Annotated in this window: 15 protein-coding genes; 12 read left to right on the forward strand and 3 right to left on the reverse strand. The window is 38.6% G+C overall.

Annotation, left to right across the window (positions count from 1 at the left end; translation table 11 throughout):
* Positions 1-7: 7 nt before the first annotated feature.
* Positions 8-880 (reverse strand): AraC family transcriptional regulator, encoded by an 873-nt coding sequence (locus H9I37_RS04940; RefSeq protein ID WP_187381350.1) that lies wholly within the window; start codon positions 878-880, stop codon positions 8-10.
* 116 nt (positions 881-996) lie between these two features.
* Here H9I37_RS04940 and H9I37_RS04945 point away from each other — a divergent pair, with 116 nt between their 5' ends.
* The 12 genes from H9I37_RS04945 (at position 997) to H9I37_RS05000 (ending at position 20,097) form a co-directional block, all read left to right on the forward strand.
* Positions 997-2,730, forward strand: a complete 1,734-nt coding sequence (locus H9I37_RS04945) for an ABC transporter ATP-binding protein (RefSeq protein WP_187381351.1) — start codon at positions 997-999, stop codon at positions 2,728-2,730.
* An 18-nt stretch (positions 2,731-2,748) separates the two neighbouring features.
* Positions 2,749-4,506, forward strand: a complete 1,758-nt coding sequence (locus H9I37_RS04950) for an ABC transporter ATP-binding protein (protein WP_187381352.1) — start codon at positions 2,749-2,751, stop codon at positions 4,504-4,506.
* Between the two features lie 38 nt (positions 4,507-4,544).
* The gene (locus tag H9I37_RS04955) at positions 4,545-5,681 is read left to right on the forward strand and encodes an exonuclease SbcCD subunit D (RefSeq protein ID WP_187381353.1); all 1,137 of its coding nucleotides are present in this window, start codon (positions 4,545-4,547) and stop codon (positions 5,679-5,681) included.
* A complete protein-coding gene (locus H9I37_RS04960; RefSeq protein WP_187381354.1) occupies positions 5,678-8,476 on the forward strand; it encodes an AAA family ATPase in 2,799 nt (932 codons plus the stop codon). The genes H9I37_RS04955 and H9I37_RS04960 overlap by 4 nt, the downstream gene beginning before the upstream one ends.
* 23 nt (positions 8,477-8,499) lie before the next feature.
* Positions 8,500-9,627, forward strand: a complete 1,128-nt coding sequence (locus H9I37_RS04965) for a flagellar motor switch protein FliG (RefSeq protein WP_187381355.1) — start codon at positions 8,500-8,502, stop codon at positions 9,625-9,627.
* Between the two features lie 30 nt (positions 9,628-9,657).
* Complete coding sequence (locus tag H9I37_RS04970; protein ID WP_187381356.1) at positions 9,658-12,690, forward strand: insulinase family protein; 3,033 nt, start codon at positions 9,658-9,660, stop codon at positions 12,688-12,690.
* A gap of 45 nt (positions 12,691-12,735) precedes the next feature.
* On the forward strand, positions 12,736-12,957 hold the full coding sequence (locus H9I37_RS04975; RefSeq protein WP_187381357.1) for a hypothetical protein: 222 nt from the start codon (positions 12,736-12,738) through the stop codon (positions 12,955-12,957).
* Position 12,958: 1 nt separating this feature from the next.
* Positions 12,959-13,147, forward strand: coding sequence for a hypothetical protein (locus H9I37_RS04980; RefSeq protein ID WP_187381358.1), 189 nt, complete (start codon positions 12,959-12,961; stop codon positions 13,145-13,147).
* Positions 13,132-14,307 (forward strand): hypothetical protein, encoded by a 1,176-nt coding sequence (locus H9I37_RS04985; protein ID WP_187381359.1) that lies wholly within the window; start codon positions 13,132-13,134, stop codon positions 14,305-14,307. Before H9I37_RS04980 ends, H9I37_RS04985 begins: the two co-directional genes overlap by 16 nt.
* 124 nt (positions 14,308-14,431) lie before the next feature.
* Positions 14,432-17,017: an ATP-dependent chaperone ClpB gene (gene clpB / locus H9I37_RS04990; RefSeq protein WP_187381360.1), complete on the forward strand. Its 2,586-nt coding sequence runs from the start codon at positions 14,432-14,434 to the stop codon at positions 17,015-17,017.
* A gap of 159 nt (positions 17,018-17,176) precedes the next feature.
* On the forward strand, positions 17,177-19,177 hold the full coding sequence (locus tag H9I37_RS04995; protein WP_187381361.1) for an NAD(+) synthase: 2,001 nt from the start codon (positions 17,177-17,179) through the stop codon (positions 19,175-19,177).
* The gene (locus H9I37_RS05000; protein WP_187381362.1) at positions 19,171-20,097 is read left to right on the forward strand and encodes a 23S rRNA (adenine(2030)-N(6))-methyltransferase RlmJ; all 927 of its coding nucleotides are present in this window, start codon (positions 19,171-19,173) and stop codon (positions 20,095-20,097) included. Before H9I37_RS04995 ends, H9I37_RS05000 begins: the two co-directional genes overlap by 7 nt.
* Here the strand turns inward: H9I37_RS05000 and H9I37_RS05005 are convergent.
* Positions 20,057-20,602 (reverse strand): hypothetical protein, encoded by a 546-nt coding sequence (locus tag H9I37_RS05005; protein WP_187381363.1) that lies wholly within the window; start codon positions 20,600-20,602, stop codon positions 20,057-20,059. The genes H9I37_RS05000 and H9I37_RS05005 overlap by 41 nt on opposite strands.
* Before the next feature lie 71 nt (positions 20,603-20,673).
* On the reverse strand, positions 20,674-21,084 hold the full coding sequence (locus H9I37_RS05010; protein ID WP_187381364.1) for a ParB/RepB/Spo0J family partition protein: 411 nt from the start codon (positions 21,082-21,084) through the stop codon (positions 20,674-20,676).
* Between the last annotated feature and the right edge of the window lie 14 nt (positions 21,085-21,098).

Below are 21,098 nucleotides of genomic sequence, written 5' to 3' on the forward strand. Positions count from 1 at the left end.
TTTATATTTAGATTTTGGAATTACGCCGTTGTTTTGGCGTAATTCCTCTGACTTTTTTATAAGTTCTTATAAAATGGCTGGCATCCGTAAATCCTGTTTCCTGGCTGATATAATCTAGTGTTTTGTCGGTGTAGAGCAGGAGGGTGTCAGCCTTACAAATTCTGATAAATTCTATATATTCCTTGCATGTTTTTCCAAATTGAGTTTTAAATTGCTTTGCAAAGTTTGAATAACACATCCCGCATTTTGACGCCAACTTTTCTATATTTATATTTTCTGCAGAGTGAGTGTCTATATATTCCAAAACAGAAAAATCTTTGTTGCTGAATTGGTCGTAAGTTGTCTTTGAAGAAAATTGAAAACCGTGCCTGAGCCATATTCTTATCAGCTCAGTTACAATAAGACTTATCATTGAGGCAACTTTTATATCGTACCCAAACTGTTTGTGTGTTGTTTCCCAGATGCAGTACTCAAAATACATTTTTACAGGATTAAAACGAAGGTCGTGAGCGGTAAGGAGGTTTGCTGCCTCTTCATCTAAATTGGCTTTGTCCAGAAGTTTTGGAAGTTTTGGGGAGCCGGGCGTTGTGTTTGAAAGAATCATGTCGTCGAATTTGATCACATAAAAATAAGGTTTATCCGGATGGTCTTCTTTTACCGGATAATCGAGGAATGCGTGAATCTGTTTTGGATGAAAAATAATCATATCGCCAGGATTCATCGTGAACTGCTTGCCGTCTACTTCCGCGAACAAAACTCCGCTGACGAGGTAGACCATTTCTGTAAAGTAGTGCCAGTGCGGTTTTACATATTTCCAGTCCCCAGAAAAAGCTTGAAACGGTGCGTTCAGACTGTCGCTGTATTCAAATAAATCATCCATGAAAAATCCCCTTTTAAAAATTTTTGAATAGAGATTTATACAATTTTTCTCCTCTTTTTTTATAGCACTTTATCATTTCAAATGCTAGTATTTGTTATCTGATTTGAGGAATTGAGATGGAAAAAAAGAATAGTGCTTTTACATGGATTTGGTCTTATGTACGCAGATATAGATTTATGATGCTTGTCGGAATGTCTATGAGCATCGTCGTTGCGGCACTCAATATGGTGAATCCTGTTGTCACAGGAAAGATTGTAGACAAAGTGATAAGAGGCGGACAACATAATTTACTTTTTAAACTGGCTGCGATAATGATTTTGACAACTTTGCTAAAGTCTATTTTTAGGTATTCATATCAGACTATTTTTGAACATTGCTCGCAAAACGTTATTCTTAAAATGAGAGAAGATTTATATGCGCAAATTCAAACGCTCGATTTCAGCTGGTATGACAAATCCCCTGCCGGTAATGTTTTAACTCTTCTTACATCAGATCTTGATAAAGTCAGGCATTTTGTCGCTTGGGTAATTTATCAGATAATTGAGAACGGTCTTATATATATTTTCTCAATTGTCACGCTTTCGTCTATAAATTGGAAACTCACTGTCGCATTTCTTGTAATTGCACCGCCTGTTCTCTTTCTTGTTCAAAAATTTAAAATAAAAATACGACCTGCCCACATGCTTGTTCGTGACCAGTTTGCGGTTTTAAACACTCGTGTTGGCGAAAATATTGAAGGAAATCGCGTTGTAAAGGCTTTTGTCCGCGAAGATTATGAGACAAAGCTTTTTGACAAAGAAAATGAGAGTTTTTGCAAAGTTTCAGTTGAGAATGCCGATGTACGAGTGAAATATACGCCTTGGATAGACGCTCTTTGTCAGGCGCTTCCTGTTGTTCTCATCTTGTTTGGCGGTTATCTTGTAATAAATGATGAAATGACAATGGGTGAACTTGTGACATTCAACGGTTTGATGTGGGCGTTTATTCAGCCGATCAATATGTTCGGAATGCTCGTTGATAATACTCAAAACTTTGGAGCTTCTGCGGACAGGCTTTACGAACTTAACTGCGCCCAAAGCAAGATAAAAAGTCCAAAAGGAAAAGAGTCTGCTAGTGAATCTTTGATAGAAGGGCGTGTTGAATTTTTAAACGTCAATTTTTCGTATAACGAAACTCCTGTGATCCAGAATATGAGTTTTGCGATTGAGCCTGGAACAACAGTCGGAATCTTGGGACCTACAGGAAGCGGAAAATCTACAATCGCAAACTTGATGTGCCGCTACTACGATGTAGATTCTGGTTCTATTTTAATAGATGGAAAAGATGTCCGCGAATATAACCTTCAGGATTTGAGGCGAAACGTGGGAATAACTATGCAAGAGGCGTTTCTTTTCAGCGATACTGTCGAGGGGAATATAGCGTTTGCCGACAAGGATGTTTCTATGGAGCAAGTGGAAAAAGCGGCTGAGCTTGCAAGAGTAAAAGAGTTTATTGGGGATCTCACAGATGGATATGACACAATCGTTGGAGAGCGAGGAGTTGGCTTAAGCGGTGGACAAAAACAGCGAATCGCGCTTGCTCGTCTTTTCCTCGCAAATCCAAAAATAATGATTCTCGATGATACAACTAGCGCAGTAGATAACGACACTGAGTATAAAATCAGACATTCAATCAAAATTCAGGCAAAAGGGCACACTACATTTATAATAAGCCACAGAATATCCTCTTTTGAAAATTGTGATGTGATTCTTGTCATTCAGAACGGACAGATTGTCCAAAAAGGAAGTCACGAACAGCTTATCAATTGTGATGGTTACTATCACGATGTTTATCTTGAACAGATTGGATAAGGTTAAGGCAGGTAAAATATGGCTCGCAACAAATTTGACGCGGATGAAGAAATAGAACAGAAATTTAATCCTCACATTGTTATGAGGCTTATGAAATGGATTAAACCTTACACAAAATGGATGGTTTTATCTTGCATAATTATGCTTGTTTCATCAGCTATATCTCTTACAAGTCCGTACTTGACGCGTATGGCGATAGATAAAGCTATTCCAAACAAAGATTACAAGATGCTTGCTATAATCTCGGCGATTTTGCTTGCGTCAACTCTGCTCGTAAGAATTTTGCTTGCGAAAAAACTTAAAATCATGACGCGCGTTGCCCAGAGAATTATTGTTAATATTCGAAAAGATGTTTTTATAAAACTTCAGTCGCTTCCGTTCAGTTATTTTGACAGCAGGCCGCATGGAAAAATCTTGATACGCGTTGTAAATTATGTCAACTCGCTTTCTGAACTGCTTTCTAACGGAATTATACAGCTTATAAGCGATCTGTTTACTCTCATTGTAATAATTGGGTTTATGGTTGCAATCGATGTGAAACTGACTCTGGTCGCTATGGCTGTTCTCCCTGTTTTGTTTATCATTCTTTTTTCAATGAAAAAAAAGCAGCACGAAGCATGGAAACAGGAAAGTTACAAACGTTCTAATTTGACAGCTTATCTTTCTGAAAGTTTGAACGGAATGAAAATTACACAATCTTTTGCGCGCGAAGACGTGAATCAGAGTATTTTTGACGCTCTTTGCCGCAAATGTAAAAAAGTTTGGATTCATGCAGTGAACATAAACAACATCATCTGGCCTTGTGTAGATATTCTTTCGACTCTGGGGGTAACTCTTGTCTACATAGCAGGGATCAACTGGGTAGGAGAGACTGTCACTATTGGAACTCTTGTAGCGTTCGCAGGATATATATGGCGTTTCTGGCAGCCTATTCAAAACCTTGGAAACTTTTATAATTCAATGGTGACGACAGGAGCATACATTGAGCGCATTTTTGAGCTCCTCGATGAAAAAGATGATATCACAGACAAGCCTGACGCTGTCGAGCTTCCTCCAATCCGAGGTCATGTTTGCTTTGACCACGTGAATTTCAGCTATGAGCCGGAAAATCCTGTTTTGAAAGATATTGATTTTACTATAACTCCAGGCATGACTGTAGCCATTGTAGGTCCAACAGGAGCTGGAAAAACTACAATCGTAAACCTTTTGAGCCGCTTTTATAATCCTGATGATGGAAAAATTTTAATCGACGAGCTTGATATTCAAGATTTGCAGATTAAGTCTATAAGAAAACAAGTCGGTGTAATGCTTCAAGATTCTTTTCTTTTTAGCGGAACAATTATGGAAAATATTCGCTATGGTTGCCTTGACGCAACTGATGAACAAGTTATAAATGCCGCAAAGAGCGTCCAAGCGCATGAATTTATTTCCGCATTTCCAGATGGTTACAACACAAAACTTAGCGCGAACGGAGGAGGGCTTAGCCAGGGGCAAAAGCAGCTTATCAGTTTTGCGCGCGTATTGCTAAGTGACCCACGCATCCTTATTCTTGACGAAGCTACATCTTCCGTAGACACTCACACAGAAAAAGCGCTGCAAAAAGGGCTTGGACAACTTTTAAAAGGCCGTACAAGCTTTATCATTGCGCATCGTCTCTCCACAATCCGCAATGCAGACATTATCTTTTATGTTGACCACGGTGAGATTGTTGAGAGAGGAAACCATCATCAGCTTGTTGAGTTGGGTGGAAACTACGCCAAAATGGTCAATTTTTAGTTTTTGTGATATATTAGTTTAGGGACGAAACTTAAAAATTGAAAATTGCGCATATTTCAGATCTTCATTTAGGAAAACGGCTCAACGAGTTTTCTTTGTTGGAAGATCAGCGTTACATCTTAAACGAAATAATCAAAATAATTGATGATTCTCAAGTTGATTGCGTTATCATTGCGGGCGATGTTTATGACAAATCTATTCCTCCGGTTGAAGCGGTAGAGATTTTTGATAATTTTTTGACTTGCCTTGCGCGTCGAAAACTTCATGTCTTGATCATAAGCGGAAATCACGATTCTGCGGAGCGAATGACTTTTGGGGCAAAACTTATGTCTGCAAGCGGTATCCATTTTGCACCTGTTTATAAAGGAAAAACAGAACAAGTTATCCTTGAAGATAAGTACGGTAAAATAAATTTTTACCTTCTTCCATTTGTAAAACCTTCAGTTGTACGTCCTTTTTTTCCAGAGGAAAAGATTGAAACTTATACAGATGCTATCAGACTGATTGTAAAAAATATGAATGTCGATAAATCGCAGCGAAATGTGATTGTCGCGCATCAGTTTGTTACCGGAGCCGAGCGTTGTGAATCTGAAGAGATATGTGTCGGCGGCTCTGAAAATGTCGACGCTTCTGTTTTTGATGATTTTGATTACGTTGCACTCGGGCATATCCACGGCTCGCAAAAAATTTTAAAAGAAACTGTCAGGTATTGTGGGTCTCCTCTAAAATATTCATTTTCTGAATGCGATCATAAAAAAAGCATCCCCATCGTTGAAATAAACGAAAAAAGCAACGTTAAAATTGATTTTGCACCGCTTGTTCCAAAACTAGACCTACGTGAGATTCGCGGAAAATATGATGAAATAATGCTGAAAAAAAACTATGAAAATACAAATACTGAAGACTATTTGCACATCACTCTTACAGATGAATATGACATTCCTGAGGGATTTGCAAGGCTCAGCTCAGTCTTCAAAAATCTTATGAAACTTGACTACGACAATAAACGCACAAAATCTGTCGGCGAGATAGACTCAGACTTTGAAAATGAAACGCTTTCTCCTCTCGAGTTGTTCCAAAAGTTTTATAATCTTCAGAATAATCAGCATGTAAACGACGAGCAGAATCAAATTCTCACAAGTCTTATTTCCGAGATTTGGGGAGGTTCAAAATGAGGCCGCTTAAAATTGTGATAACAGGTTTTGGAACTTACTGCAACCGTACTCAAATAGATTTAGAGGCGTTTGGAAAATCAGGGCTTTACCTGATAACAGGCGACACCGGTTCCGGTAAAACAACAATCTTTGATGCGATCACGTTTGCATTGTACGGCGAACCGAGCGGAACTTTTCGTTCAACTTCAATGATGCGCTCTTCGTATGCGACTCCTGATATTCCGACAGAAGTTGAACTCGATTTTGAATTTCGAGGGAAATTATACAAAATCAAGCGAAATCCAGAATATGAAAGAAAATCAATACGCGGAGATTCTCTTACAACGCAGGCAGCCGGAGTAGAATTCACTCTTCCCGATGGAAAAATTCTGACAAAAAAGGCAGAAGTCAGCGAAAAAATAATAGAGCTGCTCGGAATTAACCGTGAACAGTTTTCCCAAATTGTCATGATTGCTCAGGGAGATTTTCAGAAGCTTCTTGCAGAAAAGACCGAAGACAGACAGGCAATTTTGAGAAAAATTTTTAAAACAGATAATTTTCAAATACTTCAGGAAAAACTTTCTGAGATGGAACACTCTTTGAAAGCTCTGTGTTTAAAAAATTCGGAAAGTTTAAACCAATATATGAATGATGTCCGTTGCGATGAAAAAAGTGAATTTTTAACTGAACTTGAAAATGCGAAAAAGTCTGAAATTGCATGGAATGAAAAAATTGGGATTATAAATAAAATAATTTCAGAAGATGAAAAAACAATAGAAAAGCTCTGTGGGCAAAGGGCGCAAAACCAAAAAAATCTCGATAAGTTTAATGTTGAGCTTTCCGAAGTTGAAAATATTAAAATCGATATTGAAAACTTAAAAAAAACAGAGCAGCAAATTCTGCAAAAAAAATATCAGCTTGAGATATTAAAAAAATGCGTTGAAGAAAAATCTCAAATTGTCAAAAAAAATGCAGAAAAAACTGAAAAACTTGCGCTCATAAAAAATGATATTCAAAAATACGATGAGCTTGAGAAGTCTTTTTCCGAATTGAATAAATTGAAAGGCGATTCACTTGTTTTGGAAAAAAAATGCGACGAATTGTCAAACGAAAAAGTTCTCAAAACTGATTTTTTAAAAAAACTTGAAGATGAAAACAGAACGCTTTTAGATGCCGGAGAAAAGCGTGCAGAATACAATGCTGCAATCGGAAAACTTGAAAATCAGATGGCAGAATTTATTGAACTTGAAGAATGCTTTTCGATTGCCGAAAAAAAATCAGCTGATTATAAAAAAATACAGGAAGAGTATTTAAAAGTATCTGATTTCGCAGAAAAAATAGCGGTAGAATATCGGCAGAAAAATAAAGAATTCCTTGACTCACAGGCTGGAATTCTTGCAAAAGAGTTGAAAGACAATCATCCTTGTCCGGTCTGCGGCTCTGTCCATCATCCAAACCCTGCAAAAGTTCCTCAGTCTGTTGTTTCTGATAAAGAACTTGAGCGGCTGCGGATAAAATCTGAAACTGCGGAAAAAGAATACCGTCGGACAAGCGAAAACGCTGCAGTTCTAAAAAATGAATGTGAAGAGATTTTCAAAAAGCTTTCCAAAGATTGCAAAAAAGTTTATGAAACAAAAGATTTTGAACTCGAAGATTTTGATGAAAACTCTCTGCCCGAGCAAAAATCTAAACTTTTGGAATTGTGTGAAAATACAAAAGTTTTAATCGATAAAAATAAAAATCTTCTCGATTCGGAATTAAAAAAAATTGAGCGACATCAGCTGCTCGAAGGAAAAATTCCTATAGAAAAAGAGCAGCTCGAAAAACTTGAGAAAGAGCTTGGACAGTTGAACAATCATCTTATCCAAAATAAAACTAAAATCGAAGCAGATGAAAAATCTGTTGAACAGATGAAAAAAAATCTTCAATTTTCGGACAGAAGATCCGCCGTAAATGAAATCGAAAAAATTGAAGAAAGTATAAAAAATGCAGAGAGCGAACAAAATCAAGCTCTAGAAAAATTTATTGAAGAACAAAATGACATAAAAGCCCTTGAAGGAAAAGCGGAAGAACTTAAAAAACGCACGGAAAAAAAAGATATTTCAAAAGAAGTCGAGTTGATTCAGAGCTTTGAAAAACTGAAAAACGAAAAAGAGCAGCTGGAAGAAGAATATTCAAAACTTTATTCGCAAAATCAGTCAAATAAAAGTGCACTGGAAAATATTTTGGTTGCTTCGGAATCTTTCACAAAAAAACAAAGAGAGTTTCAACTCGTTTCAGCGCTCTCGAACACGGCCAACGGTAAACTCGCACAGAGAAAAGCTAAAATCATGCTCGAAACATACGTTCAGATGACTTATTTTGACAGAATCATCGCTCACGCAAACAAACGTTTTTTGATAATGTCTGACGGGCAATATGAACTTACACGAAAAAAAATTGTCGCAGATGCGCGCTCTCAAGCCGGTCTTGATTTGAACGTGATAGATCACTGGAAAGGCGACGAACGCGACGTAAAAACTCTTTCAGGAGGAGAATCTTTTCAAGCTTCTCTTTCGCTTGCTTTGGGACTGTCAGACGAGATTGCCTGTTCTTCAGGTGGAATAAAGATTGATACGATGTTTGTAGACGAAGGCTTTGGCACGCTCGACGCCGATGCACTCCAAAAGGCTTACAGCGCACTTGCCGGCATTTCCGAAAACGGCAGACTTGTCGGAATCATATCTCACGTCGATTATCTTAAAGAAAAGATAGACAGGCAGATTGTCGTCACTAAATCTCGTACAGGCGGAAGTTCTGTTACGTTGAAAGTCTGAATTTTATATGATAGGATATCTTTATGAATTTAAATGAGTTTCACGCCGCTGCTTATCAAAAAAAATCTTCAAAACCTGTTGACCAGCGCCTTGAGAATGCGACTGATTTTCTAAAAGAGGGTGGGCTTTTAAAAGTTTCGGTAGACAAACCTGAAGCTGATGGCAAAGACTCCGTTTACCGTCGCGTCGCAAAATTCCTTCTTTTGATTGGAGAAGACGAAGCTGCAAAAATTCTACCTCATCTTTCTGAAACTCAAATTGAAAAGATAATCCCGGAAATTGCTTCAATTCGCTCTGTAGACAAGGACGAAGCAGCCGTAATTCTTGAAGAATTCAATGGGCTATTAAATAAAGCTCGCGAAGAAGGCGGCATAGAAACTGCCCGCGAAATGCTCGAAAAGGCTTATGGCAAAAAACGTGCCGATCAAATGCTTAAAAAAGCGATTCCATTGGAAGGAAAAATTCCTTTTGATTATCTAAAAGACGCTGACAGCGAGCGCGTTTACCTTCTTTTGAAAGACGAAAATGTCGGAGTTCAGTCGCTAGTCCTTTCATACCTTGAGCCAAAAAAAGCTGCTTCAATCATAAATATGATGAAGAATGATGAAAAAAAAGATGTTGTAATGCGGCTTGCAAAGATGGAACCTGTCTCTCCCGATGTCCTGCGCCGTGTTGACCAGGCTATGCATGAAAAATCACTGAGTCAGACTGTAGAGCGAGCAGAAAATATAGATGGTAGAAATGCTCTTGCGCAGATTCTAAAAAAAATGGATGTAGGCTCTGAAAACGATATCCTTTCTTACCTTTCAAAAGAGGATCCCGACCTCGGACAAGATTTGAGAAGCAGGCTTTTTACAATAGATGACGTCGTAAAATCCGATGACAGGTTTGTTCAAAAAGAACTGCGTGAAATGACGGAAGTTGAAATTGCGTATTTAATTGCAGGAAAAAATGAAGAATTCCGAAAAAAAATTTTAAGCAATATTTCTTCCGGGCGTCGCACTGAAGTTTTGGAACAGGAAGATATTTTAAAACCTATGCGCCGTTCTGAATGTGAAAGAATTACATCTGAATTTTTTAGCAAACTCCGGCGCGCTTTTGAGGCCGGGCATCTTATAATCAAAGATAGAAACGAAGACGTATTTGTCTAACAAGTCCAATTTCACTATAATTACATCGTTATGTTCGATTTTTTAGATGCTTGCAATATTGGAAAAGTTTACAAAGATTTTATACTTATTTCTGTCGATGACATTCCTGACTATTCAGCAAAAGGTGTATATCTGCGTCACAGAAAAACAGGACTTGAAATCTATCATATAGTAAAAAATGATAAAGAGAATCTCTTCGCATTCGCATTCAGGACAATTGAAAAGAATTCAAAAGGAGCTGCTCACATTATGGAACATTCTGTTTTGTGCGGCAGTGAAAAATATCAGCTAAAAGAACCTTTTTCTACACTTGTGAGCACAAGTTTAAACACTTTTTTGAACGCCCTTACGTATCCCGATAAAACTGTTTATCCCGGCGCATCTGTAGTTCGCTCTGACTATTTCAATATCATGGACGTTTATGCCGATGCTGTGTTTTTTCCAAAACTTGACCATGCGACTTTTCTTCAAGAAGGACACCGCCTTGAGATGGACGAAAATGGAAAATTGAGCATTCAGGGGGTTGTCTACAATGAGATGAAAGGAAATTATTCTTCATTTCAGCCGATTGCATTCAGTGAGCAGATAAGCGCAATGTTTCCAAAAAGTTATCCTGCCTTTGATTCAGGAGGGGATCCGCTCGATATTCCGTCGCTCACATATCAGGAGTTTCTCGATTTTCATCAGAAATTTTACAATCCTGACAACTGCCTTCTCTTTTTGTACGGAGATATTCCGACAGAACAGCAACTTGATTTTATCGATGAACGTTTTATCGGGCGAATAATTGAAAAATACAAATGCAAGAATGATATTCTTCATGCTGATTCAAAACTTCCTGTGATAGATCCTGAAATTGCAGAACTTCAAAAATTGACTCTTGTAAAAAAATCTACAGAGGTGCGTTCTGTAGCGCCTGAGACAGGTTCAACAGGCGAATTAGTTACGATGAGCTGGTACACCGGGACAGCTGATATTGAAAAATATTTTCTTTCGGAAGTGATATGTGGAAATGACAGTTCACCTCTTTCAATTGCGCTGAAGAATTCCGAATTTGGTGATGAGATTTCTTGCGGCAACTTCGGACAGTTCGATCAGGAATTTTTTACAGCAGGTCTTTGGGGTGTAAAAAAAGATGATGAGCAAAAAGTATTCGATTTGATTGAAAAAACGATGAGCGACCTTTATAAAAACGGAATTGCACAAGAAGATATAGATTCAGCCGTTATGGGAATAGATTTTACTCTTCGCGAAGTAAACAGGAATTGGGGACCACCTTCAATTCAGATTATGGAAAAGGTCCTTAAATCTTGGGTAAACGGCAAATCATGTGTGAACCGGCTCTCACCGATCACTTCATTTGAAAAGTTAAAAACTAAGCTTAAAGAAGACAAAAGTTTTACAAAAAAACTTATCAAAAAATATTTTATCGATAATAAAGTTGTAGTAAAGTTCGTTGCAGAGCCGTCTAAAGAATATTTTTCAAAACGTTCAGATGCGGAAAAGAATTTGATTGAAAAGTTTTCAAAAGATATAGATAAGGCAAAACTTAAAAAAGACCTCGACGAACTTCATTCATACCAAAACCACATCGAGACTCCGGAAGAAACAGCGTGTATTCCGACAACAAAACTCTGTGAACTTGATCCGAAAATAGATATTGCAGAAACAAAACTTGAATTTGTATGCGGCGCCGACGGTTCAGATATTCCACTTTTTGTAAGTGAGGAAGATACAAACGGTCTTTTTTATATAGATTTGCTCTTCCCATTTGACAGACTTGCACCAAACTACTATCAGCATATTCCGTTTCTTTCAAGCATAATTACAAATATCGGGTGGAACGGCAAAAGATGGGACGACTGTATTGCAGAATCAGCCTGTGTGATGGGAGATGTCTGGGGGCGCACATGCTGCGGTTCTGTTCCCGATTCACCTGATTGCAAAGAATACGCGGCAAAATATTCGGATTACAATTTTTGTGGAAGGAATTGGATTGGAATCAGCTGCAAAGCTCTTACTGACATGGCAAAACAAACCCTCAAACTCCTCGCTGAAATTATAACTACAATGGACTTTGATGATAAAAAACGTTTTGACAGCCTTATTCAAGAACTCAAAGCGGAAAAGAAAGCAGGTCTCGTCTCTTCCGGTCGCGACTATTCTGTAAAGCGAACGCGAGCTGCATCATCTGTACATCAAGCTCTAAATGAAATAATGTGGGGAATATCACAGCTTGAGACTGTAAAAAATTACAACAAAAAAACATCTGCTAAAACATTAAAAACTTTTGAATATATTTACAAAGAATGTATCAAATCAGGCGGAATTATTCACATCACAGCTGATAAAGATTCCCTTTTAAAGATAAAACCTATGCTTAGCGATTTTGCAAAAGAGGCAAAAATAACAAAACTTTTGCCTGCCGTTGAACACACTTTCGATGATTACAAACATTACATTGTTCAGTTTGAAGATGCCGTTCAAGACAACGCACTTCAGATTATTCAAGTTGAATCGCAGACAGGATACGCCGCCGCCAGTTCAAAAGCATCAGGGTTTATGACAAAAGAAGCTGCCGCAGAAGTTGTGTTTACATCATGGTTTTCAAATCACACTTTGTGGGATAAAGTCAGAACTATAGGCGGAGCTTACGGGGCGGGTGCATGGACAGACAACAGCGACCGCACTTTAGTCATGACTTCATACCGTGATCCTGCCCCTGAAAAATCAGTCGAGGTATTTATAGATTCTCTAAAAGAAATATCAAACAAACAGATTCCCGCAGAAGATATTGAAAAGACAATCGTAAGCTGTTATGGAGACGCAATTGTTCCATCTTGCCCAAAAGACAGAGGCTCACGCAGTTTTGAAGGAATGCTCTATGGAAACCCGCAATCTTTCAAGCAAAAAAGGGTAGATTATCTTTTGTCTGTCACACCTGAAGATATTGAAAAAGCTGCAAAACGATTGTACAAAAATGTTTCCGAATCATGCACTAAATCTGTTTTTTGCGATAAAAAAATCAATATAGGTGGAAAAAAAATAAATATTCCATTATAATCTAAAGGAATACAGAATAGCCTTTCAAAGGAGATTTGTCGTTTTATGGATAAAAAAATGAAACAGTGTCTTAAAATGATGCGCGATTTAGTTTCTGATGTACAAGGGGCTCCATTTCCAAGCAATGATTTGAAGCCTGAACTTTATGAAATCTGGTATGAACATGCTCAAAAAGCAGCCGTTGAATGTTTTGAATATATCAATGATAACTTTCCTGACGAGCAAAAAGCAACACATGAGTCTATAGATAAGCTTTTCAGAGACTGATATGAATAAATCTGCCGGTATCATGAATCTTTTTGAAACGGTTTCTTCTATTGTAGAAGAGCCGTTTTTTTTATTCTTTTTGCAAAAGTATTATATTGGTTTATCTATAGTATCTATCATTAATGTTTTTCCATTAGCTGCCGAAAATTTAATTGGTAAAGGTATTTTTACAATATGGCAACAAAGATAAAAAAATCAAACGACTACAAATTCGGGCTGATAGGTACAAATAAAAAAAATGGATTAAACGTATGGCGTTTTATTTTTAACGCAGTTGATTCTATGACTGGTGCCGAAAATATGTTTTATATAGAACTCGAAATTCTAAATCCTTGGGTTTCTCAAAATGAGGTGATTTTAGGATTTAAAACAAGAGTCAATTTTACTCAAGAAGACCTTCAATATGCGCTTGCCGGAACTGAATCTGCTAAAAGTTTGACAACAGAGTCTATTGTGCAACCATCTTATTGCGCAGTCAGAATCGGAAAATTCGGGAAAAACGGAAAAGAATTGTGCAGCTATTTCCCAATAAAAGATTTAAAGACAAATTCAAAACCTTTCGAAGTTACTATCAACAATAAATATTTCAGTTCGGAAAAAATAAGCGGTTTCATAGATGTTCCCGAGAAAAATATCAAATCACACCCGGAGTATTTTTCAGATACAGGCTATGCAAAATGGAATTTAACTTACGATTTTGAACACGATTATATCGACGGCTATAAAAAAGACGATTTTAGGTGGTTCCCGTTTGGTCTTAGGACGTCGTATTCAGGAACTTTGAATTTTAACGGAATCGATTATGAAGTCGACCCGAAACGCTGCAACGGCTATATGGAACGATTTTGGGGAAAGACAATCGTAGATCCTTATTTTTCAATTTCTGCGGAAAATCTAACTAGTGTCATCACTGGAAAAACTCTGATGAATTCTTCATTTGCCTTAAAAGGTATTTTCGAAGACCGCGTTTCATTTATTGGAAAGTTTGAAGATATCGATATCAAGCTATGTGCAGACGGCGGAAAACGCCAGTACAATACTGTTTGGAATTGCGTCCAAATGCCAGAATCCGATAACCCTGACGAAAACCTTCTTCACTGGTCTGTGAGTTTGAACAATAAAACGTGGGTAATCGACATCGATGTATTTTGTAAAATAAAAGAGCTTGTAAATAGATTGCTTGAATTACCTGAAGGTTCGAGAAAGATTTTAAACTTGCTTGAAGGCGGTTCAGGAACAGGTGAGATTAAGCTCTACAAAAAAATTGGGAATACGCTTGAACAGATAGAACACGCAAATCTTGTAAAAGTTGTTTGTGGGTTCGGACACTCCGAAGCCGGCGAATTTTAATTTTATAAAAACAAAAAAATCAGCCTCATTTGTCATATCCTTCTGAAAATTTGCCTTTTTATTGTTTTATTATTATTTTTGACATTGAATGAAGAATTTTAAAAGATTTTTCAGGGGAGTCGAAATGAATTATGAAAATTTTACAATAAAAACGCAAGAAGCAATTCAGGAAGCTTCTTCAATCGCAAACAAAAATGACAATTCCGAAATTGGAACGGAACACGTTCTTGAAGCTTTGCTTGAACAGCAAGACGGACTTGTAGCTCCAATTGTCGACAGAATTGGAGTACCTTCTTCGGAACTTCTAAAAAAAGTAAAAGATTTAGTTTACTCAAATCCAAAAGTGAGTGGCGCTGCACAAATTTATTTTTCTTCTCCGATGCAAAAAGTTCTTGCAAAAGCGGAAAATGAGATGAATGCGCTCCATGATCAATATCTTTCAACTGAGCACATTCTTTTAGCAATGTCTGATTCTGATGATAAAACAGGCGACTTATTGAGAAAATCTGGAATAAATCACAAGACAATTCTTGAGTCTCTAAAATCTGTTCGTGGCAACCAGACTGTAGATTCTCAAGACCCTGAATCAAAATCTCGTGCGCTCGAAAAATATTGCCGAGACCTAACTGCTCTTGCACGTCAGGATAAGATTGATCCTGTAATCGGTCGAGATGAAGAGATCCGCCGCGTCATGCAAGTTTTGTGTCGACGTACAAAAAACAATCCCGTGATAATCGGGGAGCCGGGCGTCGGAAAAACTGCAATTGTTGAAGGTTTGGCGAGAAGAATCGCCAGCGGTGATGTGCCTGAAAGTTTGAAAAATAAGCGGCTGCTAGCCCTCGATTTAGGAAGCCTTGTCGCAGGTGCAAAATTCCGTGGAGAATTTGAAGAGCGTCTTAAAGCGCTTATAACCGAAGTTCAGAAGTCGGAAGGACAGATTATTTTATTTATAGATGAATTGCACACTTTGGTCGGTGCGGGCGCTAGTGAAGGCAGCATGGATGCAAGCAATCTCTTAAAACCTGCTCTCGCTCGCGGTGAGTTACGTGCAATCGGTGCGACAACTCTAGATGAGTATCGTAAATATATAGAAAAAGACGCCGCTCTTGAACGCCGTTTTCAGCAAGTTTATTGCGCAGAACCTTCCGTAGAAGACACAATCGCAATCCTCCGTGGACTTCGTGAAAAATATGAAATTCATCACGGAGTCAGAATTGAAGATGAAGCTCTCGTTGCTGCTGCAACGCTCTCTAACCGCTACATCACAAATCGTTATATGCCTGATAAAGCTATTGACCTTGTCGATGAAGCTGCGAGCCGTCTTAAGATGGAGATCGAAAGTCAGCCTACGGAGCTCGACCAAGTTGAAAGAAAAATGCTTCAGCTTCAGATTGAAAAACAATCTTTGAGCAAGGAGGATGATGAAGCGAGCCGTGAACGCCTTGAAAAACTTGAAAAAGAACTTGCGGAGATAACTGCAAAACGTGATGCGATGAAACTTCAGTGGCAGAATGAAAAAAACAGCATCGACAAAGGAAAACATCTTAAAGAGCAACTTGAACAGGCTCGCTTTAACGAAGAAAAATTTACTCGTGAAGGCAACCTGGAAAAAGCCGCAGAGCTTAAGTACAGCACAATCCCGACATTGCAAAAGCAGCTTGAAGATGCGTTGAAAAGTGAAAAAGAAAAAGCTGATTCAGGTCGTGAGAGCTTGCTCCGCCAGGAAGTTACGGAAGAAGATATTGCTAAAGTTGTTTCGACGTGGACAGGTATTCCTGTTTCAAAGATGTTGACCGGCGAAAAACAAAAATACCTTCAGTTGGAAGATGTTTTGCACAAGCGAGTTATCGGTCAGAACGAAGCTGTTCAGGTTGTCGCAGATGCAATCCGCCGTAACCGTTCCGGTCTCAACGACCCTAACAGACCTCTCGGAAGTTTTATGTTCATCGGACCAACAGGAGTCGGTAAGACAGAGCTTGCAAAAACTTTGGCAGACTTTTTGTTCAACGATGAAAAAGCGCTCACTCGAATTGATATGAGCGAATATATGGAAAAGTTCAGCGTCACACGCCTTATCGGAGCGCCACCGGGATATGTCGGTTATGATGAAGGCGGTCAGCTTACAGAAGCCGTTCGCAGAAGACCTTACAGCGTAATTCTGTTTGATGAAGTTGAGAAAGCGCATCCTGATGTGTTTAATGTTTTGCTTCAAGTGTTGGACGACGGTCGTCTCACCGATGGTCAGGGTAGGATTGTAGACTTTAAAAATACAATCATCATCATGACAAGCAACCTCGGTAGCGATTTAATTCTTGAGGCTGACACTCAAAAGAAACTCGACGAATTAAAGGGCAGTATCAACACTCTTTTGCGACAGACATTTCGTCCTGAATTCTTAAACCGTATTGATGAAATTGTGATGTTCCAGCAGCTTTCAAAAGACTGCATAAGTTCTATCATAAAACTTCAGCTCGATAGAGTTTCAAGCCGGCTTGCCGACCGCAAGATTAAACTTGATTTTGATCAGACTGCAATCGACTTCCTTGCTGCCAAAGGATATGATCCGACTATGGGAGCTCGTCCTGTAAAGAGAGCGATTCAGACGTATGTTGAAAATCCTCTCGCTCGTGAACTTCTTGCCGGAAATGTAAAAGACGGCGACACAATTAAAGTTCGTGGAGCTAACGGACAGATTGTTTTTACTAAGTAACTCGATCAGCCTCTGATTTTCTGTGAAGTTTTGTTCAAGCGCTTAATGGCACGGGTTTACACTGATTTTGCAAATTATGTGCACTCTCCGTGTTTGTCCGTGCTATATGCGTTTAAAAACAGCGCTGTAAAAAAAAGGAAATTGTGCTATAATATCGCCATGAACTACGGATTTTTACGGGTCGCTTGTGCCAGTCCAGAGCTTGTCGTTGCCGATTGCGAGACAAACGCAAAAAATATTATAAAAACTGCCAAAGAGCTTGGCGAAAAATGTTCGTCTGTAATCGTCTTCCCTGAGCTTTCGATAACAGGTTACACTTGTGGCGACTTATTTTTCCAAAAAACTCTCCAAAATTCGTCTGTCGAACAGCTGGAAAAAATCGCAGAGTCGACATCAGACTTAAATGCGCTGATATTTGTCGGTCTTCCTTTTTCTCAAACAGAAGGAATATACAATGTCGCAGCTGCAATCCATCACGGAAAAATCATCGCCCTTATAGCAAAATCTTATCTGCCAAATTATGGTGAATTTTATGAAAGACGACAGTTTACTCCGTTCCTACAGAACATGCAGACTCGCTATGTTTCAATCGGGAAATTTGAAGATATTCCTTTTGGAACAGACATCATAATAAAAGATAAAAAAAATCCTCAGATTGCAGTCGCTTGTGAAATCTGCGAAGATTTATGGGTTCCTTTTCCGCCTTCAACGCGTCACACTTTAGCAGGAGCAACTATCATCGCGAATCTTTCTGCCGGGAATGAGATAATCGGTAAGGCTGACTATCGCCGTCTCCTTGTAAAAACGCAGAGCTCTCGTTCAATGTGTGCGTACATTTATGCAAATGCGGGCTGCGATGAATCTACTCAAGATATGGTTTTTGCAGGTCATAATTTGATTTTTGAAAACGGAACTCTTCTTGCACAGTCAAAACTTTTCAGCGGAGATTCGATTATTGCAGATGTTGATATTGAACGGATTTGTCAGGAACGCCGTCATTCTACGAGCTATAGTTTTTCTGCAAACAACAGCGTTATAGGTTTTGAGGATTATGTTGAACTTACTGTCGACCTTTTGCCGGAAAACTCTCATTCGATAGGATTTGGGGAAAAGTCTGTTTCTAAAAAAGAAGATAAAAACTTGTTCAGATATATCGATGCGCATCCGTTTGTTCCATCAGATAAAACAGAACGCACAGTAAGATGTGAAGAAGTCATAAACATTCAATCTCATGGACTTGCAAAACGCCTCAAGCACATAAATTGTAAATCTGCTGTGATAGGTTTGAGCGGGGGACTTGATTCAACTCTCGCTCTTCTTGTCACTTGCCATGCATTTGACATTTGCAAAATCAACAGGAGCGGAATCACCGCCATCACTATGCCTTGTTTTGGGACAACAGACAGAACTTACAACAACGCATGCAAACTCGCAAAAGAATGCGGCGTCATTCTAAAAGAGATTCGTATAGAAAACAGCGTCCGCAGCCATTTTTTTGATATCGGACAAGATGAAAAAAAACACGATGTCACTTATGAAAATTGTCAGGCGAGGGAAAGAACTCAAGTTTTGATGGACTATGCAAATAAGACTGGTGGAATTGTTGTAGGGACTGGCGACCTTTCTGAACTAGCGCTCGGATGGTGCACTTACAACGGAGACCACATGTCTATGTACGGCGTAAATTCCTCAGTTCCAAAGACCCTTGTCCGCTATCTTGTTGAATTGTTTGCAGAGCAGGCTCTTTCAGAAGGCAGAAAAGAATATTCGGACGTTTTATTTGATATTCTTGATTCTCCTGTGTCGCCGGAGCTCATCCCACCTGCAGATGGAAAAATCAGCCAGATAACTGAAGATTTGGTTGGACCGTATGAACTTCACGATTTTTATCTTTATTATTTGCTTCGATTTGGTTTTTCGCCTTCAAAAATCTACTTTCTTGCTCGCAATTCGGAGCTTGCAAAAAAATATGATGCGGATTTTATGAAAAAATGGCTCAAAACTTTTTATAAACGATTTTTCAGCCAACAATTCAAACGTTCGTGCATGCCCGATGGCGTAAAAATCGGGACAGTAAATCTATCTCCTCGTGGAGATTGGAGAATGCCAAGCGATGCGAGTGCTTCGATCTGGCTCAAAGAGGTCGATGAGCTTTGTTGAGTTACCAACACGCATACCACGCAGGAAACCACGCCGATATCCTCAAGCATTTTGTTTTGACATTTGTATTAAAATCTCTAAATAAAAAAGAAAATCCATATACTTTTTTTGACACTCACAGCGGAAGCGGTCTTTATGATTTTGAAGATAACAGGAGTTTAAAAACTGGCGAAGCGTCTTGCGGAATCAAAAAATTGTTGAAAGCGCTCGATGACACTCCTTGTTTTGATTTTCCCGATTTTTTAGATTACATAGATATTGTAAAAACGTATGCAAAGAAAAATCTTTATCCCGGTTCACCTTTAATCGAAAGAGATTTTATGCGTTCCCAAGACTTTTTAATTCTTTCGGAGCTACACCCGCAGGAAATAGAGAACCTCAGGGAAAATATAAATGATAGTTTTTATAAAAAATCGGAAGACAGTGATTTTCCGTCTGTCATGATTCACAAGAGAGACGGTTGGGAAATGCTCAAAGCTCTGACCCCGCCTCATACAAAGCGAGGCGCCGTCTTAATTGATCCGAGCTATGAAGAGTCTGAAGATTATGAACTTGCTGCAAAAACAATATGTGAGGTTTTCAAAAAATGGAGCAATGGGATATTTTTGTTGTGGTATCCGCTCCTAGCTCACCGTGAAACAGAGATAAATTCAATGCTTGAAAATATAAAAAGCGATGTCAGACGCGTAAATAAAAATACCGAAATCGTAAATCTCAAACTTTGTGTTTTTGATAAAGATAGACATGTCGAAAAATCTCTTGACATGGTGCTCTCCGATGAAGATAAAAAAAATCCGCCGCGTTTATATGGCAGTGGAATGATTGTCATAAATGCTCCATGGAAACTTAAAGAAAATGGGGAAAAAGTCGTTGAGTTTCTTAAAAATGTAATCTCGTTCCAATCTCAAGAGGAAAGTTGAAACGGAACGACTGTGAATCAAAATCAGCATTGTTTCCCAAAATCATCGAATATGACGGGACTATATTCTGCTGCACATAGATTTCTATGTAGTTGTCTATCAAAAGCCTGTTTAGCCCTGCAAAAAAACGCACTCCGGTTTCAAACTTCCAGTTTTTTATATCTGTCACAAGAGCGGCAGACGCCCCGACTCCTGAATAAAAATTTAATGTGTTTTCTATTTGAAAGTTTATTGCCCAATAATCAAAAAAAACTGATGGACCGAACGTAAATGACGAATTGTGAAAACCTGCGTTTAATCCGGCTCCAATTGCGGCAAAAAGCCTATCGAATTTAAATGTTCCGATCGCTGAAAAATCAATTTTTGGATTTTTTGCACCATCTTGATTTATCAAAAAACTCGGTGTGAGATTGAATTGGGCTCCAGCTCCGAGCGAAAATGCGCTGACCTCCGCTGCGATAAAAACAACCGCTGCGATAAATGTTTTTTTAGAAAAAAGTTTCATCAATATTCCGTTATCTGTCGTATTTTTGATAATTCTTCTCCGACAATATATTCAAAAAGGCAAAGCCTATGTTATTTTTCTTGTTTTTTTTGTGATAATTTATGTTTGATTTTTTGGAAAAGGCGCTTGAAGAAAAGATATATTTTATAAAAAAATCCCGGATTTCGGAGGCGATTGAGCCTTTTGTAGCCTTCCATCAGCTCGGAATCTGTAAAATCTTTTCGCTGGTTGTTCTCCTCAATCTCCATCTCTAGCTGGTCTATGTCTGTAATGTTATCTACAATGTTTGCGTTTATGCTCGTCCAGCCAAGCTGAATAGCTGATTGAAGTCGGCGTTCTCCTGCAATCAATTCATAACGGCTGTTCAAAGTGATTGGATTTAATAGCCCGTAAGTCCTTAGGCTGTCTTTCAAATCTTCAAGGTTTCCGAGGTCTTTGCGAACTCGTTTTTTTATCTTTATATCTTTAATCTGTACAAGCATAATTCCCTCCGATG

It is taken from the genome of Treponema sp. Marseille-Q3903, from assembly GCF_014334335.1.
Taxonomy (GTDB): Bacteria; Spirochaetota; Spirochaetia; order Treponematales; family Treponemataceae; genus Treponema_D.